The sequence below is a fragment of the Bradyrhizobium sp. CCBAU 51753 genome, from assembly GCF_015291565.1.
GTDB classification, from domain to species: domain Bacteria; phylum Pseudomonadota; class Alphaproteobacteria; order Rhizobiales; family Xanthobacteraceae; genus Bradyrhizobium; species Bradyrhizobium ivorense.
This window is the reverse complement of sequence record NZ_CP030037.1, coordinates 5,012,240-5,036,809: the sequence shown is the minus strand read 5'-3', so window position 1 is coordinate 5,036,809 and position 24,570 is coordinate 5,012,240. Positions and strand designations below refer to the sequence as shown.

19 protein-coding genes are annotated in these 24,570 nt (G+C 65.2%); 13 read left to right on the top strand and 6 right to left on the bottom strand.

Annotated features, from left to right (window positions below):
- Window positions 1–1,164, bottom strand: coding sequence for an OpgC domain-containing protein (locus tag XH93_RS22790; protein ID WP_139862757.1), 1,164 nt, complete (start codon window positions 1,162–1,164; stop codon window positions 1–3).
- A 238-nt stretch (window positions 1,165–1,402) separates the two neighbouring features.
- On the opposite strand from XH93_RS22790, the gene XH93_RS22785 reads away from it, so the two are divergent.
- Window positions 1,403–1,708, top strand: a complete 306-nt coding sequence (locus XH93_RS22785; RefSeq protein ID WP_139862758.1) for an ETC complex I subunit — start codon at window positions 1,403–1,405, stop codon at window positions 1,706–1,708.
- 183 nt (window positions 1,709–1,891) lie between these two features.
- Here the strand turns inward: XH93_RS22785 and XH93_RS22780 are convergent, their stop codons facing one another.
- Window positions 1,892–2,389: an Lrp/AsnC family transcriptional regulator gene (locus XH93_RS22780; RefSeq protein ID WP_194469225.1), complete on the bottom strand. Its 498-nt coding sequence runs from the start codon at window positions 2,387–2,389 to the stop codon at window positions 1,892–1,894.
- Entirely contained in the window at window positions 2,386–3,048 is a 663-nt protein-coding gene (locus XH93_RS22775; RefSeq protein ID WP_246799271.1) for a TetR/AcrR family transcriptional regulator, read from the bottom strand. Before XH93_RS22775 ends, XH93_RS22780 begins: the two co-directional genes overlap by 4 nt.
- A gap of 192 nt (window positions 3,049–3,240) precedes the next feature.
- Between XH93_RS22775 and XH93_RS22770 the strand changes: the two genes are divergently transcribed.
- The 6 genes from XH93_RS22770 (at window position 3,241) to XH93_RS22745 (ending at window position 12,738) form a co-directional block, all read left to right on the top strand.
- Entirely contained in the window at window positions 3,241–4,413 is a 1,173-nt protein-coding gene (locus tag XH93_RS22770; RefSeq protein ID WP_194469224.1) for an isovaleryl-CoA dehydrogenase, read from the top strand.
- A gap of 241 nt (window positions 4,414–4,654) precedes the next feature.
- Window positions 4,655–6,259 carry a carboxyl transferase domain-containing protein gene (locus tag XH93_RS22765; RefSeq protein WP_194469223.1) on the top strand — a complete coding sequence of 535 codons (1,605 nt, stop codon included), beginning with the start codon at window positions 4,655–4,657 and terminating at the stop codon, window positions 6,257–6,259.
- A 2-nt stretch (window positions 6,260–6,261) separates the two neighbouring features.
- Window positions 6,262–8,271 (top strand): acetyl/propionyl/methylcrotonyl-CoA carboxylase subunit alpha, encoded by a 2,010-nt coding sequence (locus tag XH93_RS22760; RefSeq protein ID WP_194469222.1) that lies wholly within the window; start codon window positions 6,262–6,264, stop codon window positions 8,269–8,271.
- Window positions 8,268–9,170, top strand: coding sequence for a hydroxymethylglutaryl-CoA lyase (locus XH93_RS22755; RefSeq protein ID WP_194469221.1), 903 nt, complete (start codon window positions 8,268–8,270; stop codon window positions 9,168–9,170). The genes XH93_RS22760 and XH93_RS22755 overlap by 4 nt, the downstream gene beginning before the upstream one ends.
- A 1,026-nt stretch (window positions 9,171–10,196) precedes the next feature.
- The gene (ilvD, locus tag XH93_RS22750) at window positions 10,197–11,921 is read left to right on the top strand and encodes a dihydroxy-acid dehydratase (RefSeq protein WP_194475301.1); all 1,725 of its coding nucleotides are present in this window, start codon (window positions 10,197–10,199) and stop codon (window positions 11,919–11,921) included.
- Window positions 11,908–12,738, top strand: coding sequence for a tetratricopeptide repeat protein (locus XH93_RS22745; RefSeq protein WP_172626905.1), 831 nt, complete (start codon window positions 11,908–11,910; stop codon window positions 12,736–12,738). The genes ilvD and XH93_RS22745 overlap by 14 nt, the downstream gene beginning before the upstream one ends.
- A gap of 30 nt (window positions 12,739–12,768) precedes the next feature.
- On the opposite strand, the gene xth is transcribed toward XH93_RS22745, so the two are convergent.
- Both xth and XH93_RS22735 read right to left on the bottom strand, forming a co-directional pair.
- Window positions 12,769–13,566 carry an exodeoxyribonuclease III gene (gene xth, locus XH93_RS22740; RefSeq protein WP_194469220.1) on the bottom strand — a complete coding sequence of 266 codons (798 nt, stop codon included), beginning with the start codon at window positions 13,564–13,566 and terminating at the stop codon, window positions 12,769–12,771.
- Window positions 13,567–13,623: 57 nt separating this feature from the next.
- Window positions 13,624–14,049: a GNAT family N-acetyltransferase gene (locus XH93_RS22735; protein WP_139862274.1), complete on the bottom strand. Its 426-nt coding sequence runs from the start codon at window positions 14,047–14,049 to the stop codon at window positions 13,624–13,626.
- A gap of 219 nt (window positions 14,050–14,268) precedes the next feature.
- Between XH93_RS22735 and XH93_RS22730 the strand changes: the two genes are divergently transcribed.
- Genes XH93_RS22730 through XH93_RS22720 form a run of 3 tightly spaced genes read left to right on the top strand, consistent with a single transcriptional unit; the run spans window position 14,269 to window position 19,373 of the window.
- Window positions 14,269–15,402: an efflux RND transporter periplasmic adaptor subunit gene (locus XH93_RS22730; RefSeq protein ID WP_194469219.1), complete on the top strand. Its 1,134-nt coding sequence runs from the start codon at window positions 14,269–14,271 to the stop codon at window positions 15,400–15,402.
- Window positions 15,403–15,405: 3 nt separating this feature from the next.
- Window positions 15,406–18,528: an efflux RND transporter permease subunit gene (locus tag XH93_RS22725; RefSeq protein WP_194469218.1), complete on the top strand. Its 3,123-nt coding sequence runs from the start codon at window positions 15,406–15,408 to the stop codon at window positions 18,526–18,528.
- A gap of 2 nt (window positions 18,529–18,530) precedes the next feature.
- Window positions 18,531–19,373 (top strand): amidohydrolase family protein, encoded by an 843-nt coding sequence (locus XH93_RS22720; RefSeq protein WP_194469217.1) that lies wholly within the window; start codon window positions 18,531–18,533, stop codon window positions 19,371–19,373.
- A gap of 7 nt (window positions 19,374–19,380) precedes the next feature.
- Here XH93_RS22720 and erpA read toward each other — a convergent pair whose 3' ends face one another.
- Window positions 19,381–19,710, bottom strand: a complete 330-nt coding sequence (erpA, locus tag XH93_RS22715; RefSeq protein ID WP_139483341.1) for an iron-sulfur cluster insertion protein ErpA — start codon at window positions 19,708–19,710, stop codon at window positions 19,381–19,383.
- A gap of 166 nt (window positions 19,711–19,876) precedes the next feature.
- Between erpA and XH93_RS22710 the strand changes: the two genes are divergently transcribed.
- The 3 genes from XH93_RS22710 (at window position 19,877) to XH93_RS22700 (ending at window position 24,554) form a co-directional block, all read left to right on the top strand.
- The gene (locus XH93_RS22710; protein ID WP_194469216.1) at window positions 19,877–21,088 is read left to right on the top strand and encodes a deoxyguanosinetriphosphate triphosphohydrolase; all 1,212 of its coding nucleotides are present in this window, start codon (window positions 19,877–19,879) and stop codon (window positions 21,086–21,088) included.
- A 9-nt stretch (window positions 21,089–21,097) separates the two neighbouring features.
- Complete coding sequence (gene argS, locus XH93_RS22705) at window positions 21,098–22,894, top strand: arginine--tRNA ligase (RefSeq protein ID WP_194469215.1); 1,797 nt, start codon at window positions 21,098–21,100, stop codon at window positions 22,892–22,894.
- Window positions 22,895–23,012: 118 nt separating this feature from the next.
- Window positions 23,013–24,554, top strand: a complete 1,542-nt coding sequence (locus XH93_RS22700) for an SPOR domain-containing protein (RefSeq protein ID WP_194469214.1) — start codon at window positions 23,013–23,015, stop codon at window positions 24,552–24,554.
- The last annotated feature ends 16 nt before the right edge of the window (window positions 24,555–24,570 follow it).

Here is a 24,570-nt window from a genome sequence, read left to right as displayed (position 1 = left end):
TTAGCTCGCCTTGGCGGGGGCCGCCGGCTTCGGCGCCGGCGGCTTGATCGGCTTGTCCTGCCGCTTCGACCAGGAGATGTAATAGGCCACGATGGTCATGATCGCGATGCCGGAGATCGACACGAAGATCTGCGCGAACAGCGAGCCCGAGCTCATCGAGAGCTCGAAATGGCCGACAAAGGACAGGAACACGCCGACGCAGAACACCGCGAGCGACTGCTGGCCGCAGACGATCAAGGGATCGAACACCTTCCACTCCAGCGCCGCCCAGTCCTTCGGGATGAAGCGGATCACCAGCACGGTGATCACCACGAAGTGCAGGAAGCGGTAGGGCGCAAGGTTGGTCTTGTCGTTCGGGTTGAACGCCGAATAGAGCCAGTCCGGGAACAGCGCGCCGAAATCCGGGAAGCGGCCGGCCATCGTCATGATCAGCGCGAAGATCATGTAGGCGATGCAGAACCACAGGGTGTAGGGCGAATTGATGATGTGCATGTTCTTGCGCGCACCGCCCATCGCGCACCAGGAGCCGAACACGAACAGCACCTGCCAGGCGAACGGATTGAAGTACCAGGTGCCGGCCGGATAGGCCGCCAGGTTCCAGCCCATGTGCCGCGACACCAGCCACAGCGCGATCGAGGCCAGCATGGTCCAGTTCGGCCGTCGCAGCATGAACCACAGCACCGGCGGGAACAGGCCCATCAGCACGATGTAGAGCGGCAGCACGTCGAGGTTGACCGGCTTGAACTTCAGAAACAGGCCCTGGCGCAGCGTCTCGGTGGCGTTGTCGACGAGGCCCGCGACGTTGAACTCGTTGATGATCTCGGAATCGCCGAACCGCAGCGCCAGGTAGCTGATCGAGGCGATGTAGATCACGAACAGGATGATGTGGGCGACATAGAGCTGCCAGACCCGCTTGGTCAGCCGCGTGGCGCCGACGACGAAGCCGCGCTCCAGCATCATGCGGGCATAGACGAACGAGGCGGTGTAACCGGAGATGAAGACGAACAGGTCGGCAGCGTCGCTGAACCCGTAATTCCGGGTCGTGATCCAGTTCACGACATTGTCGGGGATGTGATCGAGATAGATCGCCCAGTTCGCGATCCCGCGGAACAGGTCGAGCCGGAGGTCACGTCCTTTTTCGGGCAGGGTGGCGTGGATTTCCATGGGGCCGCTTCCTCGAGGTGACGCTGTCGAGAAGGCCGCGCTGCGGGCCCGAGGCGTTCCAAAGGAGAGCCCGGGGCCAGATTGTCACAGCGCGGTAGAATGACTATACCGGTCCGGCGAAGGCTGCCTCCGAGATCGAGGAATCACCGATCACATCACTGAGCGGTGTTTCTATACTATCCCGGCGGTTTTCCTCCAATCGCTCCCATGTCGCATATCCCACGAGGCTCGACCATCCATGACCGCACGCATTTTTAAGCCGGCCAAAAACGCGATGCAATCGGGACGCGCCAAGACCAGGGAATGGCAACTGGACTACGAACCCGAGCAGCCGCGCGCCGTGGAGCCCTTGATGGGCTGGACCTCGTCCGGCGACATGAAGCAGCAGCTCACGCTGCGCTTCGACACCAAGGAGGAGGCGGTGGCCTATTGCGAGCGCAGGGGCATCGCCTATCAGGTGATCGAGCCAAAGGACTCCGCGCACCGCCAGATCGCCTACGCCGACAATTTTGCATTTCGCCGCTGGGAGCCGTGGACCCACTAAGGCCGACCCTTAGGGGCCTGAGGGACTCCAACCCCGTCATTGCGAGCCAACGGGTCGCGCGAACGCGCGCCCGATGACAGGCTCCGCGAAGCAATCCACGCCTCAGCTCGGGGATCGATGGATTGCTTCGTCGCAAGCGCTCCTCGCAATGACAGGCCGTCTGGAACGGCCCGTCAGGCAGTATCACCCTGCCGGGCTCGGCGCGGCGAGGTGGCCTGGGATCGGCAGCGGCGCATCCTTGGAGACGCCGAGCACGGGATAGCTCCTGATCTTGCGCACGTTCGGCAGGCCCGAGAACTGCAGCAGCTGCTGGCGCATGTCGTCGACGCTGGGCGCGACGCATTTCAGCATGAAATCGGCATCGCCCGAGATCCGCCAGCATTGCAGGAACCGCGGCACGGCCGCCACCGCCGCCTCGAACGCCTCGATCGCGGCGAGCGTCTGGCTCTCGAGCTGGATCAGGACGAAGGTGGTCACCTCGTAGCCGAGCGCCCGCTCGTTCAACGTGGCGCGGACCGCCTGGATCACGCCGCGGCTGCGCAGCGCGCGGACCCGGCGCAGGCAGGGCGGGGCGGTTATGCCGACCCGCGCGGCGAGCTCGTTGATCCGGATCCGGCCGTCCGTCTGCAATTCGGACAGGATCTTGAGGTCGACGTCATCGAATTGTTGGCGCTCCGTCACGAACGCGCACCCGCTGCGGCGCCGTGCGGCAGCCTGCCGGTCTCGCGCACTTCCCCGGTCACCGCCTGCGCCGCACCGACGCCGGAGAGCACCAGCTTCTCATGCGCTGATATGATCGCCTCCCGGGTCAATCGGCCGCCGGGCCGATACCAGGTGCAGAGCCCGGTCAACAGCGCCAGGATCGCAAAGGTCGCGACCTGGATGTCGACGACCTCGAACACGCCGTCGGACACCCCGTCGGTCAGGATCTGCGCCAGCCGCTGCTCATAGGCGCCGCGCAGCGCCACGACGGCATCGTAGTTCTTCGGCTCCAGGCTGCGCAGCTCGGAATTGGCGATGAAGACCTCGCGCTTGCGGGTCATGTGATAGGTGACATGGAAGGACACGAAGGCGCGCAGCTGCTCGACCGGGTCGGCCTTGCCGGCCAGGGCAAGATCGAGCTCGCGCAGCAAATCGTTGATATGGTCCTGCACCAGATCGAACAGCAGATCCTGCTTGGTTGCGATATGGTTGTAGAGTGAGCCGGCCTGGATCCCGACCTCGGCGGCGAGCTTGCGCAGGCTCATCGCCTCGTAGCCGTTCTCGTAGATCAGGCGCACGCCGGCCTTGCGGATCGCCTCCAGCGTCGTGGGGCCATGTGAGCCGATCGTGCGTGCCATCGGGGCCTCGGAGGGGTGTTGGCTTGTCGGGAGGATGCAGAAACAAGCGAACGACCGTATGTTTTTCGCATGAAATCCAAGGAAATTCAATGGAATGCGGATTTCTTGCAGCGATCATAGCAGGTCCGCTTGCGGAGCCAAGAAAAAAACGTATGATCGTTTAATTGAAAGAGGAAACTGTAGGGAGGGATCATGGCGTCGAACCAGGCGGCAGTCTTCAATTTCGACCTTGGCGAGACCGCGGATGCGATCCGCGAGACCGTGCGCGATTTCTCGGCCAACGAGATCGCGCCGCGCGCCGCCGAGATCGATCGCAGCAACAGCTTTCCGCGCGACCTCTGGCCCAAGATCGGCGCGCTCGGCCTGCACGGCATCACGGTCGAGGAGGAGTATGGCGGGTCGGGCCTCGGCTATCTCGAGCACTGCATTGCGGTGGAGGAGATTTCGCGGGCGTCGGCCTCGGTCGGGCTGGCCTACGGCGCGCATTCCAACCTCTGCGTCAACCAGATCCGCCGCAACGGCAACGAGGCGCAGAAGCGGAAGTATCTGCCGAAGCTGATTTCTGGCGAACATGTCGGCTCGCTCGCGATGTCGGAGCCATCAGCCGGTTCCGACGTAGTCTCGATGAAGACCCGCGCCGAGAAGAAGGGCGACCGCTTCGTGCTCAACGGCAGCAAGATGTGGATCACCAACGGTCCCCACGCCGAGACGCTGGTGGTCTACGCCAAGACCGATCCGAACGGCGGGCCGCGCGGCATCACCGCCTTCATCATTGAAAAGGGCATGAAGGGATTTTCCACCGCGCAAAAGCTCGACAAGCTCGGCATGCGCGGCTCGGACACCTGCGAGTTGGTGTTCGAGGATTGCGAGGTGCCGGAGGAGAACGTGCTCAGCGAGGTCGGCCGCGGCGTCAACGTGCTGATGTCTGGCCTCGACTATGAGCGCGCGGTGCTGGCGGCAGGTCCGCTCGGCATCATGCAGGCCTGCATGGACGTGGTGATGCCCTATGTCCACGAGCGCAAGCAATTCGGCGAGCCGATCGGTTCGTTCCAACTGGTGCAGGGCAAGATCGCCGACATGTACACCACGATGAATGCCTCGCGCGCCTACGTCTACGCGGTGGCAAAAGCCTGCGACCGCGGCGAGACTACGCGGGAGGACGCCGCGGGCGCCATCCTCTACGCCGCCGAGAAGGCCACCCAATGCGCGCTCGATGCGATCCAGCTCTTGGGCGGCAACGGCTACATCAACGACTATCCGACCGGCCGGCTGCTGCGTGACGCCAAGCTCTACGAGATCGGCGCCGGCACCAGCGAGATCCGCCGCATGCTGATCGGCCGCGAGCTCTTCACCAAGTCGGCGTAGCTTCTCTTCTCCCTCGCCCCGCTCTTGCGGGGAGAGGGCGGGGTGAGGGGCTGTCACCGCATCAACGGTGGCAGAGGTTTTTGCGGAGGCTCCCCCTCACCCGGATCGCATCTTCGATGCGATCCGACCTCTCCCCGCAGGCGGGGCGAGGTCAGGAACGGCTTCCGCGACACTGGCTATCGTGCGCTTCGGCGCGATGATCTAATTCGCAGACCCACCTCCAACGAAACGTGCAAGCAAAATGCCGCTTCATTCGACGATCGATCCCACATCATCCGAATTTGCCCGCAACGCCGAGGTGATGCGCGGCCTGGTCGCCGAGCTCCGCGACAAGCTCAACGTCGTCTCCGGTGGCGGCGGCGAGGCCTCGCGCAAGCGCCACACCTCGCGCGGCAAGATGCTGGCGCGCGACCGCGTCGATCTCCTGATCGACCCGGGGACCGCTTTCCTCGAGCTGTCGCCGCTGGCCGCCAACGGCCTCTATGGCGGCGACGTGCATTCGGCGAGCGTCATCACCGGCGTCGGCCGGATCTCGGGGCGGGAATGCATCATCGTCGCCAATGATGCCACCATCAAGGGCGGCACCTACTACCCGATGACGGTGAAGAAGCATCTGCGCGCCCAGGACATCGCGCGGCAGAACAATCTGCCCTGCGTCTACATGGTGGATTCCGGCGGCGCCTTCCTGCCGCTGCAGGACGAGATCTTTCCCGACGAGCGGCACTTTGGCCGCATCTTCTACAACCAGGCCCAGATGTCGTCGCAGGGCATCCCGCAGATCGCGATCGTGATGGGCTCCTGCACTGCCGGCGGCGCCTATGTGCCGGCGATGTCGGACGAGAGCATCATCGTGCGCAATCAGGGCACCATCTTCCTCGGCGGTCCGCCGCTGGTGAAGGCGGCGACCGGCGAGGTGGTCACCGCCGAAGAGCTCGGCGGCGCTGACGTGCATTCGCGGCAGTCCGGCGTCACCGACCACTACGCCCAGAACGATGCCCACGCGATCGGCATCGCGCGGCGCATCGTCGCCACGCTGAAGCAGCCGGCCAAGGCGCCGCTCAACATGCGCCCGCCGCTGGAGCCGCTGTTTCCCGCCGAGGAGATCTATGGCGTGGTCTCCGCCGACGGCCGCAAACCGTTCGACGTGCACGACATCATCGCGCGGATCGTCGACGGCTCCGAATTCGACGAGTTCAAGAAGCTGTACGGCACCACGCTGATCTGCGGCTTTGCCCATATCTGGGGCCATCCGGTCGGCATCATCGCCAACAACGGCATCCTGTTCAGCGAGAGCTCGCTGAAGGGCGCGCATTTCATCGAGCTGTGCTGCCAGCGCGGCATTCCCCTGGTGTTCCTGCAGAACATCACCGGCTTCATGGTCGGCAAGAAGTACGAGGCCGGCGGCATCGCGCGCGACGGCGCCAAGCTGGTGACGGCGGTGGCGACCGCCGGCGTCCCGAAATTCACCGTCGTGATCGGCGGCTCCTACGGCGCCGGCAATTACGGCATGTGCGGCCGCGCCTATTCACCGCGCTTCCTCTGGCTGTGGCCGAACGCCCGCATCTCGGTGATGGGCGGCGAGCAGGCGTCGATGGTGCTGAGCCAGGTCAAGCGCGACGGCATCGAGGCCAAGGGCGACACCTGGTCGGCGGAGGAAGAGGACAAATTCCGCGAGCCGATCCGCGCGCAATACGAGAAGCAGGGCAATCCCTATTACGCCACCGCGCGGCTGTGGGACGACGGCGTGATCGATCCGGCCGACACGCGGCTGGTGCTCGGCCTCGGCCTGTCGGCCGCCGCCAATGCGCCGATCGAACCCACCAAGTTTGGCCTGTTCAGGATGTGATCATGGATCGCTCAAAACTCTACCGGCGTTTCCGCACGCTTCTGATCGCCAACCGCGGCGAGATCGCCTGCCGCGTCATCCGTTCCGCGCGCGCCATGGGGCTGCGCACCGTCGCTGTTTATTCCGAGGCCGACCGCGACGCGATGCATGTCGCGCTGGCCGACGAGGCGGTGCTGCTCGGCCCCGCGCGGGCGCGCGACAGCTATCTCGACATCGAGCGCGGCATCGCGGCGGCGAAGCAGACCGGCGCCGAGGCGGTGCATCCCGGTTATGGCTTCCTGTCGGAGAATGCCGAATTCGCGCAGGCCTGTCTTGAAGCAGGGCTGGTGTTCGTCGGCCCGACCGCCGAGATGATGACGGCGATGGGCTCGAAGTCGGGCTCGAAGGCGCTGATGGAGAAGGCCGGCGTGCCGCTGGTGCCTGGCTATCACGGCGAGGCCCAGGACGAGGCGACCCTGGCGGAGGCCGCCAACCGGATCGGTTTTCCGGTGCTGGTCAAGGCGTCGGCCGGCGGCGGAGGCCGCGGCATGCGCGTGGTCAATTCGGCCGGTGAATTGTCGGCGGCGATCACCAGCGCCAAGCGCGAGGCCAAGGCGGCGTTCGGCGACGATCGCATGCTGATCGAGAAATACGTCCAGAACCCGCGCCATATCGAGGTGCAGATCATCGGCGACAGCCATGGTCATCTGCTCTCGCTGTGGGAGCGCGAATGCACGCTGCAGCGGCGGCACCAGAAGGTGATCGAGGAGGCGCCGTCGCCGACGCTCAACGCCGCGCAGCGCGACACGGTCTGCGAGGCCGCCCGCAAGGCCGCCGGCGCGGTCAATTATGTCGGCGCCGGCACCATCGAGTTCGTCTCCGACGGCAAGGACGTGTTCTTCATCGAGATGAACACCCGCCTGCAGGTCGAGCATCCCGTTACCGAGGTGATCACCGGCGTCGATCTGGTCGAGTGGCAGCTCCGCGTCGCGTTCGGCGAGGCGCTGCCGCTGAAGCAGGACGAGATCAGGCTGAACGGCCACGCCATCGAGGCGCGGGTCTACGCCGAAAATCCCCAAAAGAACTTCATGCCCTCGGTCGGCCGCATCAAGACCTGGCGGACGCCGCCGGAAGGCGACGGTTTGCGCATCGACGCCGGCTATCGCAGCGGCGATGCCGTCTCGCCGTATTACGACGCGATGCTCGCCAAGGTGATCGCCTGGGCGCCGACCCGCGAAGGCGCGATCGAAAAGCTCAACCGCGGTCTGGAAGGAACAGACGTCCGCGGCATCGTCACCAACATCCCGTTCCTCTCGGCGCTGGTGACGCATCAGAACGTCCGCGACAACGCGATCGACACCGGCTTCATCGAGCGCGAACTGAAAAACCTCACCGCCGAGACCGGCGCGGCCGGCGAGCTCGAGCTGTGCGCGGCGGTCGCCGCGATCGTCAACGACGAACGGCGGGTGGCGCGTAGCGAGGCCAACTCGCCCTGGCAGACCTTTGGCTGGCAGCCGGTCGGTCGCCGCCAGCGCGTGTTCTCGTTCCGCCAGGGCCATGAGGCCCCGCACACCATCACGCTGCATTATGGCCGCGGTCCGTCGACGTTGTCGGTCGGCGGGCGCGAGATTCCATTCGCGATCTCGTCGGCGAACGAGGCCGGCTTCGACCTGACGCTCGACGGCGTGAAGACGCGTGTCGCCTCGGTGATCGAGGGCCATGAGCTCTATCTGCGCACCCGCAACGGCCGCTTCGACCTGCACTGGGTCGACCCGTTCGGCGGCGAGAGCGAGGAGCAGGTCGGCGAGGACAAGATCGTCGCGCCGTTGCCGGGCACCGTGGTCGCGCTGCTGGCCGAGGAGGGCGCCACCTTGGAGAAAGGCGCGGCGATCCTCACGCTGGAAGTGATGAAGATGGAGCAAACGCTGCGCGCGCCCTATGCGGGCGTCTTGAAGAAGCTCAAATGCAAGGTCGGCGACATCGTCGGCGAGGGCGTCGAACTGGCCGAAGTCGAGCCCGTGGCCGCGTCATGAGCATCCGGATCGTCGAGATGGGGCCGCGCGACGGCCTGCAGAACGAGAAGACGCCGGTCAGCGTCGAAGCGCGCATCGCTTTCGTCGAGGCGCTGGTGGCGGCCGGCCTCACCACCGTCGAGGTCGGCGCCTTCGTCTCGCCAAAGGCGATCCCGCAAATGGCAAGCTCGGATGCGGTGCTGCGCGGCGTCAGTCATATCAAGGACGCCGAATTCCACGTGCTGGTGCCGAACGAGAAGGGTTATGACGCGGCGCGCGCCGCCGGCGCCCAGGTGGTGTCGGTGTTCGCCGCCGCCTCCGAAGGCTTTTCCCGCGCCAACATCAACTGCTCGATCGCGGAGTCGATCGAGCGTTTCAAGCCTGTGCTGGCGCGCGCCAAGGCCGACGGCGTCAAGGTGCGCGGCTATATCTCCTGCGTGCTCGGCTGTCCGTTCGACGGCGAGATCAAGCCGAAGGCGGTTGCCGATCTCGCCGTCACCTTGTGGGACCTCGGCTGCTACGAGATCTCGCTCGGCGACACCATCGGTGTCGGCACGCCGCAAAAGGCGAAGGCGATGCTGCGCGCGGTCGGCGCTGAAATTCCGGCTGCCAACCTCGCGATGCATTTTCACGACACCTACGGCCAGGCGCTGGCCAATCTCTATGCCGGCATGGAGGAGGGCGTCCGCGTCATTGACAGTGCCGCCGGCGGCCTCGGCGGCTGCCCCTACGCCCCGGGCGCCACCGGCAACGTGGCCACCGAGGACGTCGTCTACATGCTCGAAGGCATGGGCGTGAAAACCGGCATCGACATGGACAAGCTGCTCGCCGCGACCAACGAAATGGCCGGATTGCTCGGCCATCCGCCGGTCAGCCGCGTCGCGTCCGCGCTGAACGCCAAGCGCAAGCGCGCGAATTGACCGGCGCGCTGCCGGTATCCGCGGCCCAGAGCAAAGCCAAGGGAAGACGAAAGGCCCAGCGCGATGGGTACCGGAGCCGTCGGCGCGGAACTCGGCAAAACCGAATGCGTATTTTCCGAAATTTTCCTTGACGGCGGCCCCCAACTCACTGTCTAATCCGCCCGTCTCACCCGATCGAGGGGCGCTGGCCATCGTCATAGTGTTGCGGTGAGATGCGGTGGACGTTTCGCGTGTCAGTGACGACAGCATGCGAGGCGGACGGTGAAGTCGTGCAGGCCTGACGCCCTAGTGGCAGGTGTCCTCCGGTAAGACGCGCAAGCGTCTTTGCCGTAGCGGTGACAAAAAAGCCCAGTCTCGCCGGGGAGAGCACGTATAAGCCGTAACCCATCGCGCAGGGAAAGCCGGGTTGTTTCCGGTTACACCTGTGGTCCTACCCCGGTGCTTTTTTGTTGCACCGGGCCCATGGGTGCAATCGGCACCCGGCTTTCCCTGCGCCCTCTGTTCTCAGAGCGGCGAAACGAAATGCAAAGCTCGGACAAATCATGTCGCGAGAATGCGCATGCACAACCTCACCCCGTCATCCTGAGGTGCTCGCCTCTTCGGCGAGCCTCGAAGGATGAATCGGCCCGGCCGGTGGCCGTCGATCCTTCGAGGCTCGCAAGAGCTCGCACCTCAGGATGACGGGACGAAGAGCTATCGGCGCGATCCGATCCACATATGCAATTTAGGCGTTCATTGATTCCAAGCCGCAATCTCTCGCTTCGTCCCCACCCGGTTCCATCGGTTCCCATAAGCTTCGATAATACATGGTTGCCCGGGAGCCACGAATGTTGCGTCTGCGCCACAGGATTGGAACATTTAACCCTAATCACAGCCGGTTCGCGGTCGCGCCGCTTTTTGGCCACACCCCGACATGAAAGGATGTTCACAAAGCTGAATGGCCAGCACTCGCGACGGGACGATTCGACCGGTTCCGGCGTTACAGAGCAAAAGAGTGCTGGGAGCAGGGTTGCGATGGACGCCAAGGTGGACGCGAAGACGAACATCAAAGGCAGGCTGCCCAGCCGTTACGTGACGGAAGGGCCCGCGCGCGCCCCGCATCGCTCCTATCTCTACGCCATGGGGCTGACGACAGCCCAGATTCATCAACCCTTTGTCGGCGTTGCTTCATGCTGGAACGAAGCGGCGCCCTGCAACATCTCGCTGATGCGCCAGGCGCAGGCGGTGAAGAAGGGCGTGGCCTCCGCCGGCGGCACGCCGCGCGAGTTCTGCACCATCACCGTGACCGACGGCATCGCGATGGGCCATGATGGCATGCGCTCGTCGCTGCCGTCGCGCGAATGCATCGCCGATTCGGTCGAGCTGACCGTGCGGGGCCATGCCTATGACGCGCTGGTCGGCCTCGCCGGCTGCGACAAGTCACTGCCGGGCATGATGATGGCGATGGTCCGTCTCAACGTGCCCTCGATCTTCATCTATGGCGGCTCGATCCTGCCCGGCAATTTCCGCGGCCAGCCGGTCACGGTCCAGGACATGTTCGAGGCGGTCGGCAAGCATTCGGTCGGCGCCATGTCGGACGAGGACCTCGACGAGATCGAGCGGGTGGCGTGCCCCTCGGCTGGGGCCTGCGGCGCCCAGTTCACCGCCAACACCATGGCGACCGTCTCCGAGGCGATCGGCCTCGCGCTCCCGTATTCTGCCGGGGCTCCGGCGCCCTACGAGATCCGCGACTCCTTCTGCGCCGCCGCCGGCGAGAAGGTGATGGAGCTGATCGAGAAAAACATCAGGCCCCGTGACATCGTCACCCGCGAAGCCCTTGAAAATGCTGCGGCCGTGGTTGCAGCCTCAGGTGGCTCGACCAATGCTGCACTGCACCTGCCGGCAATCGCCCATGAGTGCGGCATCAAGTTCAACCTGTTCGACGTTGCCGAAATCTTCAAAAAGACTCCTTACGTCGCGGATTTGAAGCCGGGTGGCCGTTATGTTGCCAAAGACATGTTCGAGGTTGGCGGCATTCCGCTGTTGATGAAGACGCTGCTCGACAATGGCCACCTGCACGGGGATTGCTTAACCGTCACGGGCCGAACGATCGCTGAAAACCTCAAAGGCGTGAAGTGGAATCCGCACCAGGATGTGGTGCGGCCCGCCGACAATCCGATCACCGTGACCGGTGGCGTTGTCGGTTTGAAGGGTAATCTCGCTCCGGAGGGTGCGATCGTGAAGGTCGCGGGAATGTCTAACCTGAGGTTTACCGGTCCCGCCCGGTGCTTCGACCGCGAGGAGGACGCCTTCGAGGCCGTGCAGAACCGCACCTACAGGGAAGGCGAAGTCATCGTGATCCGCTACGAGGGGCCGAAGGGCGGCCCCGGGATGCGGGAGATGTTGGCGACCACCGCAGCGCTGACCGGGCAGGGCATGGGCGGCAAGGTCGCCCTGATCACCGACGGCCGGTTTTCCGGCGCCACGCGCGGCTTTTGCATTGGACATATTGGACCCGAGGCGGCCATCGGCGGGCCGATCGGGCTGTTGCAGGACGGCGACATCATCGAGATCGATGCGGTCGCCGGCACTCTTGACGTAAAGTTGAGTGACGCCGAGCTCACAAATCGTAAGACCAAATGGGCCCCTCGCGCGACGAACCATACATCTGGTGCGCTGTGGAAGTACGCCGAGCAAGTGGGGCCGGCGGTGGATGGCGCTGTTACCCATCCGGGTGGCGCGTACGAGAAACAGTGTTATGCGGACGTTTAGGCGTACGATATTTGCGTTTGCGTTAGGGGCCATTCCGGTGGCGGGCCCCGGATTCGGATTCGACGGCGCCCCGGTCAACCCGCAGGACACAACCATCCCGGTGGTTTCCCCGCAGCCAGGCGCCGCCGCCGCGCTGAAGCGGGCTGCCGCGCCGATCGCGCCGACGGCGCTGCCGAACTCCAACTCCAGCGTGATGTCGCTCGCCGAGGCCGGCCACCCGGTGGCGCAGTGGAAGCTCGGCAAGATGTACGCCGAGGGCGACGGCGTCGCCCAGGACGACCTCCGTGCCTTCGAATATTTCAGCCGGATCGCCAATGCGCATGCCGAGGATTCGCCGTCGGCGCCACAGGCCTCGATCGTCGCCAACGCCTTCGTGGCGCTCGGCCGCTACTATCTGAGCGGCATTCCCAATTCCAAGGTGAAGGCCGACACCGAGCGCGCGAGGGAGATGTTCTCCTATGCGGCGTCCTATTTCGGCAACGCCGACGCCCAGTACGACCTCGCCCGGCTGTATCTGAAGACGCCGGACGCCTCGCGGGACGATTTCCGCTACGGCGCCCGCTGGCTCGGGCTTGCCGCCCAGAAGGGCCAGCACCAGGCCCAGGCGTTGCTCGGCCAGATGCTGTTCAACGGCGACCGTCTGCCGCCGCAGCGGGCGCGCGGCCTGATGTGGCTGACGCTCGCGCGCGACAGCGCGACGCCGGACGAGAACTGGATCCGCGAAAGCTACAACCGCGCCGTCGCCAAGGCGTCCGAGGACGACAAGACCATGGCGCTGCAGATGCTCGAGCACTGGGTGCAGGGCCGCCGAGACTGATCGGCGGCCGCGGTGCGCGGCCCGTCCGGATCAGGCGGTCTCGAAATCGAGATCGGCCCAGACCGGGACATGATCGGACGGCTTTTCCCAGCCCCGGACATAGCTGTCGATACCGACGTCGATCAGCCGGTCGCTGGCCTGCGGCGACAGCAGCAAATGGTCGATTCTGAGCCCCCAGTTCTTCTGCCAGGCGCCGGCCTGGTAGTCCCAGAAGGTGTACTGGCCGGGCTCGTCATTGACCGCCCGCAGTGCGTCGGTGAGGCCGAGGCCGAGCAGCGACTGGAAGGCCTCCCTCGTGGTGGGGCGGAACAGCGCGTCATCGGCCCAGGCGGCGGGATTGTAGACGTCGCGGGCCGCCGGGATGACGTTGTAGTCACCGGCCAAAACCAGCGGCTCCTCGGCCTTGAGCCGCTCCTTCGCATACTCAAGAAGCCGCGACATCCACTTGAGTTTGTACGGATATTTGTCGGTGTTCGCCGGGTTCCCGTTGGGCAGATAAAGACACGCCACCCGCACCACGCCCTGCTTCAACGTGACGACACCTTCAATGAAGCGGGCATGGGCGTCCTCGTCGTCGCCGGCCAGCCCCGACTTGGTCTCGTCGAACGGCAGCTTCGACAGCAGCGCGACGCCGTTGAAGGTCTTCTGGCCGTGGGTGACGACATTGTAGCCGAGCGATTCGATCTCGAGCCGGGGAAACGCCTCATCGACGCACTTAATCTCCTGCAGGCAGACGATGTCGGGCGAGCATTCCTTCAGCCAGCTCATGAGAGGCTCGATCCGCTGCCGGACCGAATTGACGTTCCATGTTGCAACGCGAACTGGCATCAAAGTTCCTCTATTCCAATGGGGTTTTCGCGTTAGCGGCCCTGCATCCGCAGTCCGTCAGACCAAGCGTTTCCGCATCTCGATGTGCGAGATGCCGGCCTCCACGAATTCCTCGCCGACAGGCTCGAACCCGGCGCGTGCGTAAAACGGCGCCGCGTGCGTCTGCGCGTTGAGGATCAATCGGGGATAGCCGAGTTCGGCCGCCTTGACCATCAGCGCGTCCAGGACACGCGCGCCGACGCCGGTACCGCGTGCCGGCTTGAGGACCGCCATGCGGCCGATATGGCCGTCGGCTAGCAGCCGGCCGGTCGCCACCGGCGTACCGTCCTCGGCAAAGCCCAGCGCATGCCAACTCGTCGCGTCCTTGTCGTCCCACTCCAATTCCACCGGCACGCCCTGTTCCTCGACAAAGACGCTGTAACGGATGGATTTGGCGCGCTCCTGGGCTTCTTCCCAGCGGCAGACGAGGACGGAGGCGGACATGAACGGCGATCGGAAAGGCTCGATGTTGATGGGCCACGCCCATTCTTGCGAACTTCCGGCAATGCACAAGCGAAGACGGCCGCACAATTTATCTTAGGTGGCATACCATGTGCGGTCTGCCTGTGCTAACCCTGCAGGGAAACAAGGCGCAACAATTGCCGAGGGGGAGCTACGAACCGTCCTGGTGTTGACGATGGGGGCGGCGCGCGTGCAAAACTTATGAAAAGACGCAATTTCCTTTTGATTGTTGCCGTGCTCGGCATTGCGGCCGGGGCGGCTTACACGACCCGATCCTCATGGATGAATGGCGGCGCCGCCACGGCGCAGGGCGGCCCACGGGCCCGCGTCGTCTCGGTCGATCTCGCCAAGGCCGAACGCAGATCGGTGCCGGTCGATGTCGATGCAATCGGCTCGGTGACGCCGATTTCCAGCGTCGCGCTGAAGTCGCGGCTGGAGACCACCATCGTCTCGGTGCATTTCGAGGACGGCGCCAAGGTCAGTGAAGGCGACCTGCTGTTCACGCTCGATGCGCGGCAGATCGACGCCCAGATCGAGCAGGCCGAGGGCGTGCTGGCCAGGGACCGCGCGCAGCTCGAAGGCGCGCAGCGCGACCTGCGCCGCTATACCGAGCTAGTCGGCAAGGGCGCGACCACCCAGGTCAATCTCGACAACGCCAAGACCCAGTCCGACGTCCTGATCGCCACCATCAAGGCCGACCAGTCGTCGCTCGACAATCTCCGGGTCCAGAAGAGCTATACGGTCATTCGGGCGCCGTTCGCGGGCCGGATCAGCGCGGCCAACGTCAAGGTCGGCAATTTCGTGCGCCCCGCCGACACCCAGCCGCTCGCGACCATCAACCAGATGGCGCCGGTCTATGTCACCTTTGCCGTCCCGCAGAAAGCGTTGGTCGACCTGCGCGACGCGATGGGGAAGGGCGACCCGCAGGTGCTCGCGACCATTCCGGGCCGCCAGCGCTCCGAGAGCGGCAAGGTCGCGATGGTCGAAAACACCGTCGATGCGACCACCGGCATGGTCACCGTGCGCGGCATCATGAACAATGAAAACGAGACGCTGTGGCCCGGCACCATCGTGCAGACCAAGCTGATCATCCGCAACGAGGACGCGGTCGTGGTGCCCACGGTCGCGGTGCAGCGCAGCCAGAACGGCAATTTCGTCTTCGTGGTCAGAGACGGCGTGGCAAAAGTTCAGCCGGTCAAGGTCGACCGCACCTTCCAGGGCACCTCGGTGATCGCCGACGGGCTTGCGGGCGATGAGAGCATCGTCGTCGACGGCCAGCTGCTGCTGTCAGACGGATCGCGGGTCGAGCCGCGGGCGCGCAAGGCCGGAGCCTAGCCGATGACGCTGTCCGAGCTCTGCATCCGCCGCCCGGTGATGACCACGCTGATCACGGCGTCGATCATCGCGTTTGGCGTGTTCGGCTTCCGCCTGCTGCCGGTCTCGGCACTGCCCAAGGTCGACTTCCCGACCATCGCGGTGACCGCGACGCTGCCCGGCGCCAGTGCCGACACCATGGCCGCCTCGGTCGCCGGCATCATCGAGCGTCAGCTCTCGACCATCGCCGGCATCTCCTCGATGTCGTCGAACTCGTCGCAGGGCACCAGTGTCATCACCATTCAGTTCGACCTCAACCGCAACATCGATGCTGCCGCGCTCGACGTGCAGACCGCGCTGACCATCGCGCAGCGCCGGCTGCCGATCGAAATGACGATTCCGCCGAGCTTCCGCAAGGTGAACCCGGCGGACTTCCCGGTGCTGTTCGTCTCGCTCGGCTCGGCGACGCTGCCGCTGTCGTCGGTCAACGAGTATGGCGACATCACCATCGGGCAGGCGTTGTCGCAGCTGCCCGGCGTCGCCCAGGTGCTGATCTACGGCGCGCAGAAATTCGCGATCCGTGTGCAAGCCGATCCGGAGGCGGCCGCCGCCCGCGGCGTCTCGATGGAGGACATCCGCGCCGCGGTGTCGCGCGCCAATTCCTCGACCCCGGTCGGCACGCTGAACGGTCCGAAGCAGGACGTCGCCCTGCAGGCCTCCGGTCAGATGGACAAGGCGGCCGACTACCGCCAGATCTACGTCGCCTGGCGCAACGGCTCGCCGGTGCGGCTGGACGAGATCGCCAAGGTCTACGACGCCGTCGAGAACGACAAGATCGCGACCTGGATGAATGACGAGCGGGCGATCGTGCTCGCGATCCAGAAGCAGCCCGACGCCAATACCGTGGCGGTGGTCGACGCCGTGCTGGCCAAGCTGCCGGCGCTGCGCGCGGCGATCCCGCCGTCGGTCACCATGCAGGTGATGATGGACCGCTCGGTCTCGATCCGGCAGGCGGTCAGCGACGTCGAGGAAACCCTGCTGATCGCGATCGGGCTCGTGATCCTGGTGATCTTCCTGTTCCTGCGCTCGGCCTCGGCGACCTTCATTCCGGCGCTGGCGGTGCCGATCTCGCTGCTCGGCACCTGTGCGGCGATGTATGCGCTCGACTACTCCATCAACAACATGACGCTGCTGGCGCTGACGCTCTCGGTCGGCTTCGTGGTCGACGACGCCATCGTCATGCTGGAAAACATCATGCGCCACATCGAGCACGGCATGAAGCCGTTCGAGGCGGCGCTTAAGGGCGCGCGCGAGATCGGTTTCACCATCATCTCGATCACCTTCTCGCTGATCGCCGTGTTCATCCCGGTGCTCTTGATGGGCGGCATCGTCGGCCGTGTGTTCCGCGAATTCGCGGTGACGATCTCGGTGGCGATCATCGTCTCCGGTTTCGTGTCGCTGACGCTGACCCCGATGCTATGCGCCCGCGTGCTGCGGACGCATGACGCGACCAAGCGGCCGAACATCGTGCTGCGGGCGTTCGAGGCGGTGTTCGAGTCGTGGCTGAAAGCCTATGAATGGGCGCTGGACTGGGTGCTGGCCAAGAAGGCCCTGATGCTGGTGGTGACGCTCGCGACCCTCGGCGGCACCATCTATCTCTACATGATCGTGCCGAAGGGCTTCTTCCCGCAGGAGGATACCGGCTTCCTGATCGGCGTGACCGAGGCTGCGACCGACACCTCGTTCGAGGCGATGAAGGTCCGCCAGCAGGCGCTGGTCGAAGTACTCCGCACCGATCCGGCGGTCGACTACGTCAATTCCACCGTCGGCTCCGGCGGTCCCAATCCGACCACGAACTACGGCCGTCTGTTCATCGCACTGAAGGACCAGAAGACGCGCGACAACGCCGCCGTCGTGATTGGCCGCCTGAGGCAGAAAGCCCGCCAGATCCCGGGCATGCAGGCGTTCTTCCAGAGCGTCCAGAACCTCAACATCGGCGGCCGGGTCTCGAAGAGCCAGTATCAATACGTGATGCAGAGCGGCGACACCGAGGCGTTGTACCGCCTGGCGCCGGAGATGCGGGACAAGATCGAGAAGATCCCGGGCCTGCTCGACGTCACCACCGACCTCTACATCAAGAACCCGCAGATGACGGTCGACATCGACCGCGAGAAGGCGGCGGTCTACGGCGTCACCGTCGACCAGGTGCGCAATCAGCTCTACAACGCTTACGGAGCGCGCCAGGTCGGCACCATCTACATGCCGTCGAACGACTACCAGATCATCCTGGAGGTGCAGCCGCAATTCCGGGTCGATCCGTCCGACCTGTCCAAGCTCTATATGAAAACCGGCACCGGCCAGACCATTCCGCTGGATGCGGTGGCGAAGCTCGTTCCGACTGTCGGGCCACTGCAGATCAACCACCAGGGCCAGCAGCCGGCGGTGACGATTTCGTTCAACCTCGCGCCGGGCACGTCGCTCGGCTACGCGGTCGACAAGATCACCGAGCTCGAGCAAAGCGCCAATCTGCCGCCGACCATCGTGACCGGCTTCTCCGGCACCGCGCAGGTGTTCCAGGATTCGCTGCGCGGGCAGGGCGTGCTGATCCTCGCTGCGGTGTTCGCGGCCTTCGTGATCCTCGGCATTCTCTACGAGAGCTTCATCCATCCGATCACCATCATCTCCGGCCTGCCGTCGGCCGGCATCGGCGCGATCCTGACCTTGATGCTGTTCAACATGGAGCTGTCGGTGATTGCGATGATCGGCATCGTGATGCTGGTCGGCATCGTCAAGAAGAACGCGATCATGATGGTCGACTTCGCGCTGGAGCGCCGCCGGGTCGGGCTGAGCGCCGAGCACGCGATCCGCGAGGCGGCGCTGCTGCGCTTCCGACCTATCATGATGACGACGTTCGCGGCGATCTTCGGCACGCTGCCGATCGCGCTCGGCGCCGGCGCCGGTGCCGAACTGCGCCAGCCGCTCGGTGTCGCCGTGGTCGGCGGCCTCTGCGTGTCGCAGCTGCTGACGCTGTTCATCACGCCGGTGATCTACATCTATCTCGACCGCATCGACCGCAGGCTGCGGCGCAAGCTCGATCCGCAGCTTGATGCCGAGGTCGAACGGCCGCAGGTGGTCGCGGCGGAGTGACGATGCTGCGCGGCGCGCACCATCTCGTCGTCGCCGGGATCGCAGCGCTGGCCGCGCTGGCATCCTGGTCCGCGGCGGCGGCCGAGCCGATCGAGATCTTCGACGCGCATCTGCACTACAATTGGGAGCCGAAACCGTTCTACCAGCCCGACGAGGTGCTGGCGCTGTTTCGCAAGCACCATGTCACCGGCATCCTTGCCACCAGCCGTCCGAACACCGGAACGCATGTGCTGGTCGAGCGCAAGGCGGACGGTCTGCAGGTGGTGCCGTTCATCCGGCCCTATCGCGTCAGACCGGATATCCAGACCTGGTTCAGCGACCCCACGATCTTCGATCTGATCCAGGACGAATTCAAACGCGGCTACTATCGCGGCATCGGCGAGTTTCATCTCCACGGCAAGGCGGCGGAGAGCGAATGGGTGAAGAAGATGGTCGACTTCGCGGTCGCCAACGATCTTTATCTTCACGCCCATTCCGATGCCGAAGCCGTCGAGATCCTGATGCGGCACAATCCGCGGGCGCGGATCATCTGGGCGCATACCGGCTTCGGTCTCGCGACCGATCGCGTGGCGGAGATGCTGGCGAAATGTCCCAAGCTATGGGGCGAACTGTCCTACCGCGGCGGTATCGTCGACGGGGCAGGGAAGCTGACGCCGGAATGGCGGGCGCTGTTCGAGCGCTTTCCGGATCGTTTCATGCTGGGCTCCGACACCTGGATCTCGGAGCGCTGGGCGAGCTACGGCGAGATCATGGCCGGCTATCGCGGCTGGCTGGATCAGCTGGCGCCTGACGTCGCCGCAAAGATCGCGCATGGCAACGCGCGGGCGCTGTTCGCCGCGCGCTGATCTGCGATTAGATCGAGAAGCTGGTGCCGCAGCCGCAGGAGGCGGTAGCGTTCGGGTTGACGACGCGGAACGAGGCCCCGATCAGGTCGTCGACGAAGTCGACCTCCGAGCCCGCCAGGAACGGGACCGAGGCGGGGTCTACCAGCACGACGGCGCTGTCCCGCTCGATCACGAGGTCGTCATCGGCCTGGGTATGCTCGACATCGAATTTGTACTGAAAACCGGAGCAGCCGCCACCCTCGACGGAAATGCGAAGTTTTGCGCCGTCGCCTTCCTTGCTGAGGATCTGCCCGATACGGCGGGCGGCCCGTTCGCTGACAGTGATGGCAGCAGTCATGGTGATCGGTCTCCGGTCCTCTTATTTGAGCATGATCTGATCGGAAAACCGGTGGCCACTTTTCCGGATCATGCTCGCGCGTCATACCCATTTCATTTGGTATCCGCCGCTATCAATAGTTAAGTGCGTCGGGCCATGGAATCAAATGGATAAGGACTAAAATACCGTGTCGGTCGGAATGGCTGCTCCCCGCGCGCCTTATGCCTGCGACCCCGATCGCAGCCGGGGCCGGCTGGTCGCGGAGCCGCCGAGCCGGACCCGCAGCCCGTTCCGGCGCGACTGCGACCGGGTGATCCATTCCACCGCGTTCCGCCGCCTCAAGCACAAGACCCAGGTCTTCATCTTCCACGAGGGCGACCACTACCGCACCCGGCTGACCCATTCGCTGGAGGTGGCCCAGATCGCCCGCGCGCTGGCCCGCCAGCTCGGGCTCGACGAGGATCTGACCGAGACGCTGGCGCTGGCCCACGATCTCGGCCACCCGCCGTTCGGGCACGCCGGGGAGCGGGCGCTCGATGAATGCCTGAAAAGCGACGGCGGCTTCGACCACAATGCCCAGACACTGCGGGTCGTGACCTCGCTGGAGCACCGCTATCCTGAGTTCGGCGGGCTGAACCTGACCTGGGAATCGCTCGAGGGCATCGTCAAGCACAATGGTCCCCTGACCACGCGCAGCGGCGCGCCGGTCGGGCGGTATCTGGAGAGCGGCGGCATTCCCGTCGGCATCGCCGATTACAACAAGACTTACGACCTCGAGCTGTGGAGCTACGCCTCGCTCGAAGCACAGATCGCGGCCTTCGCCGACGACATCGCCTATGACGCGCACGACATCGACGACGGCCTGCGCGCCGGCCTGTTCGCGGTCGATGATCTCAAGGAGATGCCGCTGACCGCCGAGATCATCGGCGAGATCGACCGGCACTATCCGGCGCTCGACGAGATCAAGCGCGGCGCCGAGCTGGTGCGCGAGCTGATCTCCCACTTCATCAGCGCGGTGTTTACCGAGGCGAGCCAGCGCCTGGCCGCCGCCCAGCCGCAGTCGGCCCACGATGTCCGCCACTACCATGCGCCCCTGATCGGCTTCCCGCCCGACGTGGCGGAGGAGGAGGCGGCGATCAAGGCGTTCCTGTACCGGCGGATGTACCGGCATCACCGGGTGATGCAGATCATGGGTGACGCCGAGCAGGTGGTCCGCGACCTCTACGAGCGCTACCGGCAGTCGCCGGGCGACCTGCCGGCGGAATGGATCGAGGGCACCGAGCAGGAGACCGACAGTGAGCGGAACAGGCGGATCGGCAATTTCATCGCCGGGATGACCGACCGTTTCGCCCTGATCGAACACCACAGGCTTTTTGACTCGACCCCGGATTTGCGTTAGCGCCCTGCCATGGCCGACACCCCTGCTTCACCACACCTTTTTGCCGACGTGCTGGCGCGCGTGCACGCGATCTGCGCCGCGATCGGAGCCGAAGATAACTGGCCCGCCGGCATCGATCTGTCCCGCGTCGTGGTCGAGCCGCCACGCGATGCCAGCCATGGCGACATGGCGACCAACGCCGCGATGGTGCTCGCCAAGGACGCCAAGGCCAAGCCGCGCGAGCTCGCCGACAAGATCGCGGAGCGGCTGCGCGCCGACGACCTGGTGGCCTCGGTCGATGTCGCCGGTCCCGGGTTCATCAACCTGACCTTGAAGCCGCAGGTCTGGGCCGACGCACTGCGCGCCGTGCTGGCGGCCGGTGCGGCGTATGGCAAGAGCGACGTCGGCAAGGCCGAAAAGGTCAATGTCGAATACGTCTCGGCCAATCCGACCGGGCCGATGCATGTCGGGCACTGCCGCGGCGCCGTGTTCGGCGACGCGCTGTGCAGCCTGCTGCAATTCGCCGGATTCGACGTCTGCCGCGAATATTACATCAACGACGCCGGCGCCCAGGTCGACGTGCTCGCGCGCTCCGCATTCCTGCGCTACCGCGAGGCGCTCGGTCAGGACATCGGCGCGATTCCGGAAGGACTCTATCCCGGCGACTACCTCGTGCCGGTCGGCGAGGCGCTCGCGAAGGAATACGGCGACAAGCTGCTTGGCATGACGGAGGCCGCGTGGCTCCCGATCGTGCGCGACAAGGCGATCGCCATGATGATGGAGATGATCAAGGGCGATCTCGCCGCGCTCAACATCCATCACGATGTGTTCTTCTCCGAGCGTTCGCTGATCACATCAGGCAACAACAAGGTCGCCGAGACCATCGATTTCCTGCGCGCCAAGGGCGACATCTACGAGGGCCGGCTGCCGCCGCCGAAGGGCAAGCCGGTCGAGGATTACGAGGACCGCGAGCAGTCGCTGTTCCGCGCCACCGCCTACGGCGACGACGTCGACCGTCCGCTGATCAAGTCGGATGGCAGCTACACCTATTTCGCGTCCGACATCGCGAACCACCGCAACAAGTTCGAGCGCGGCTTCACCAACCTGATCGATGTGTTCGGCGCTGATCACGGCGGCTACATCAGGCGGATGCAGGCGGCGGTGAAGGCGGTCACCGCGGGCAAGGCCGTGCTCGACGTCAAGATCGTGCAGCTCGTCAAACTGCTGCGCGACGGCGAGCCGGTGAAGATGTCGAAGCGCTCAGGCGAATTCGTCACGCTGCGCGAGGTGGTCGACGAGGTCGGCTCCGACGCGGTGCGGTTCATGATGCTGTTCCGCAAGAACGACGCGGTGCTCGATTTCGACCTCGCCAAGGTGATCGAGCAGTCCAAGGACAACGCCGTTTTCTACGTCCAGTACGGCCATGCGCGGGGCCATTCGATCTTCCGCAATGCGCGGGAGGAGGCGGTTCCGGATCTGCCGCAGGCGGACGAGGCCCGGCTGGCGTATTTGCGGAGTGCCGCCGTGGAGCGGCTGACCGACCCGGCCGAGCTTGACCTGCTGAAGCGGCTTGCGCTTTATCCCCGGATGATCGAGGCTGCGGCTATTGCGCATGAGCCGCACCGAATCGCATTTTATCTGTATGATTTGGCCAGCGAATTTCATGCGCTGTGGACCAAGGGGCGGGATTTGCCCTATTTACGCTTCATTATCAATAATGATGCAGAAATCACAAAGGCGCGACTGGCAATGGTTCAGGGCGTCGTCTCGGTTCTGGCATCGGGCTTAGCTGTTCTAGGCGTCCACGCTCCGACCGAGATGCGGTAGGCAGGGGCATTTGGCTCTCACGAGTGGGGATTTGTGAGAGCATCTGGCAGGGGCCAATTCGTTCGGACCGGCAGCGCCGGCGATCTTGGCGCTGTCCCGAAGGGGATGCATCATCACGATGGCTGATCGATATCAGGACCGACCTTTTCCCGCCGCTGACGATTACGATCGCGGTGCTTATCCCGACGCGGCCCCGAAGGCCGAGGGCGATCCGCTTGCCGAGCTGGCCCGGCTGATCGGCCAGACTGATCCGTTCGGGACCGCGAGCAAGGCGCAGCCGCCGCATCCGCTGCTGTCGCGTGCCAACGCGCGGCCGCCAGCCCAGCAGCATGCTCATGAACCGCCGGCGGAAGACGAGGATACGCGACCCGCGGGCCCGCCGCCCTGGATGCAGCGTGCGCGCCAGGAGCCTCGCCAAGAGCAGCCTCGCCAGGAGCCTCAGCCGCCCGCGCCGGTGGCGTATGATGAAGAGCCCGAGCAGGATTACCAGCCGAGCGCGGTGCATCCGTTGCACCGTTATGCCGCAAAGCCGGCGCCTGCACCCGAGCCCGAACCTGTCGTGCCGTATCAGCCGGCTCCGGCCTTCCAGCAGGCCGACGGTTTCGACGAGGAGTTTCGGCATCAGGACGACGGTCGCCAAGGTCACGGCCAAGGTCACGGTCAAGACCACGATCCGTCGCGCTATGACGACGCGCTGTACGGGCAACTGGAAGCCACCGGCGAGCACGATTTGCAGCGCGATCCGGCCTATCCAGACGATCCCTACGCCTATCAGGACTATGAGGAAGAACCCGAGCCGCGCCGGCGCAGCAGCGGCGTGATGACGGTTGCCGCGGTGCTCGCGCTCGCGGTGATCGGGACCGGCGGCGCGTTCGCGTACCGCACCTATGTCGGTTCGCCCCGCAGCGGCGAGCCGCCGATCATCAAGGCCGACAACACGCCGACCAAGGTGATCCCGGCGCAGGCCGACGCACCGGCGAAGACACCGGACCGCATGGCCGCGGGCGACGGCACCGAGAAGATTGTGTCGCGCGAGGAAACCCCGGTCGACCCCAGCGCGAAGGTTTCAGGACCGCGCGTCGTGCCGCTGGTCGCCAATCCGAATCCGCCGCCGCTGTCCAGCGTGCAGACCACGCCGCCCCCGCCGGCGCCGGCCACGGCGAACGGAACACTGCCGAACAACGAGCCGCGCAAGGTCCGGACCCTGTCGGTCAAGGGCGATACGCCTGATGGTGCGCAGGCCGCAGCCAAGCCGCCGGCACCCCCCAAGCCGCAGGTTCCGCGCAGCAACCCGGCATCGGCCAACGCCAGCGTGAATTCGCCGTTGTCGCTGACGCCTGGCCAGGCCGAGGCCCCGGCCGCGCCGCCGACCCGAGTGGCCTCGACCACGACGGCCTCGGTCAGCAGTGGTGGCTACCTGGTGCAGGTGTCGTCGCAGAAGAACGAGGCGGATGCGCAGGCGTCGTACAAGGTGCTGCAGAGCAAGTATTCCAGTCTGCTCGCCTCCCAGCCGCTGGTGGTGCGACGCGTCGATCTGGCCGAGAAGGGCGTGTACTACCGTGCCTTCGCCGGCCCGCTCGGCTCGGCGGAGGAGGCGAACCAGCTCTGCAAGAGCCTGAAGTCAGCCGGCTTGCCGAACTGCTTCATCCAAAGAAATTAGCGGCCGTTTCCTTGAC

What these genes read in the sequence shown, in the direction of transcription:
- XH93_RS22730 (WP_194469219.1), top strand. Translation starts at nt 14,269, where the DNA reads ATGAAAAGACGCAATTTCCTTTTGATTGTTGCCGTGCTCGGCATTGCG.
- XH93_RS22785 (WP_139862758.1), top strand. Translation starts at nt 1,403, where the DNA reads ATGACCGCACGCATTTTTAAGCCGGCCAAAAACGCGATGCAATCGGGA.
- XH93_RS22755 (WP_194469221.1), top strand. Translation starts at nt 8,268, where the DNA reads ATGAGCATCCGGATCGTCGAGATGGGGCCGCGCGACGGCCTGCAGAAC.
- xth (WP_194469220.1), bottom strand. Translation starts at nt 13,566, where the DNA reads ATGCCAGTTCGCGTTGCAACATGGAACGTCAATTCGGTCCGGCAGCGG.
- XH93_RS22760 (WP_194469222.1), top strand. Translation starts at nt 6,262, where the DNA reads ATGGATCGCTCAAAACTCTACCGGCGTTTCCGCACGCTTCTGATCGCC.
- erpA (WP_139483341.1), bottom strand. Translation starts at nt 19,710, where the DNA reads ATGACTGCTGCCATCACTGTCAGCGAACGGGCCGCCCGCCGTATCGGG.
- XH93_RS22770 (WP_194469224.1), top strand. Translation starts at nt 3,241, where the DNA reads ATGGCGTCGAACCAGGCGGCAGTCTTCAATTTCGACCTTGGCGAGACC.
- XH93_RS22745 (WP_172626905.1), top strand. Translation starts at nt 11,908, where the DNA reads ATGCGGACGTTTAGGCGTACGATATTTGCGTTTGCGTTAGGGGCCATT.
- XH93_RS22700 (WP_194469214.1), top strand. Translation starts at nt 23,013, where the DNA reads ATGGCTGATCGATATCAGGACCGACCTTTTCCCGCCGCTGACGATTAC.
- XH93_RS22735 (WP_139862274.1), bottom strand. Translation starts at nt 14,049, where the DNA reads ATGTCCGCCTCCGTCCTCGTCTGCCGCTGGGAAGAAGCCCAGGAGCGC.
- XH93_RS22765 (WP_194469223.1), top strand. Translation starts at nt 4,655, where the DNA reads ATGCCGCTTCATTCGACGATCGATCCCACATCATCCGAATTTGCCCGC.
- XH93_RS22775 (WP_246799271.1), bottom strand. Translation starts at nt 3,048, where the DNA reads ATGGCACGCACGATCGGCTCACATGGCCCCACGACGCTGGAGGCGATC.
- XH93_RS22725 (WP_194469218.1), top strand. Translation starts at nt 15,406, where the DNA reads ATGACGCTGTCCGAGCTCTGCATCCGCCGCCCGGTGATGACCACGCTG.
- argS (WP_194469215.1), top strand. Translation starts at nt 21,098, where the DNA reads ATGGCCGACACCCCTGCTTCACCACACCTTTTTGCCGACGTGCTGGCG.
- XH93_RS22790 (WP_139862757.1), bottom strand. Translation starts at nt 1,164, where the DNA reads ATGGAAATCCACGCCACCCTGCCCGAAAAAGGACGTGACCTCCGGCTC.
- XH93_RS22720 (WP_194469217.1), top strand. Translation starts at nt 18,531, where the DNA reads ATGCTGCGCGGCGCGCACCATCTCGTCGTCGCCGGGATCGCAGCGCTG.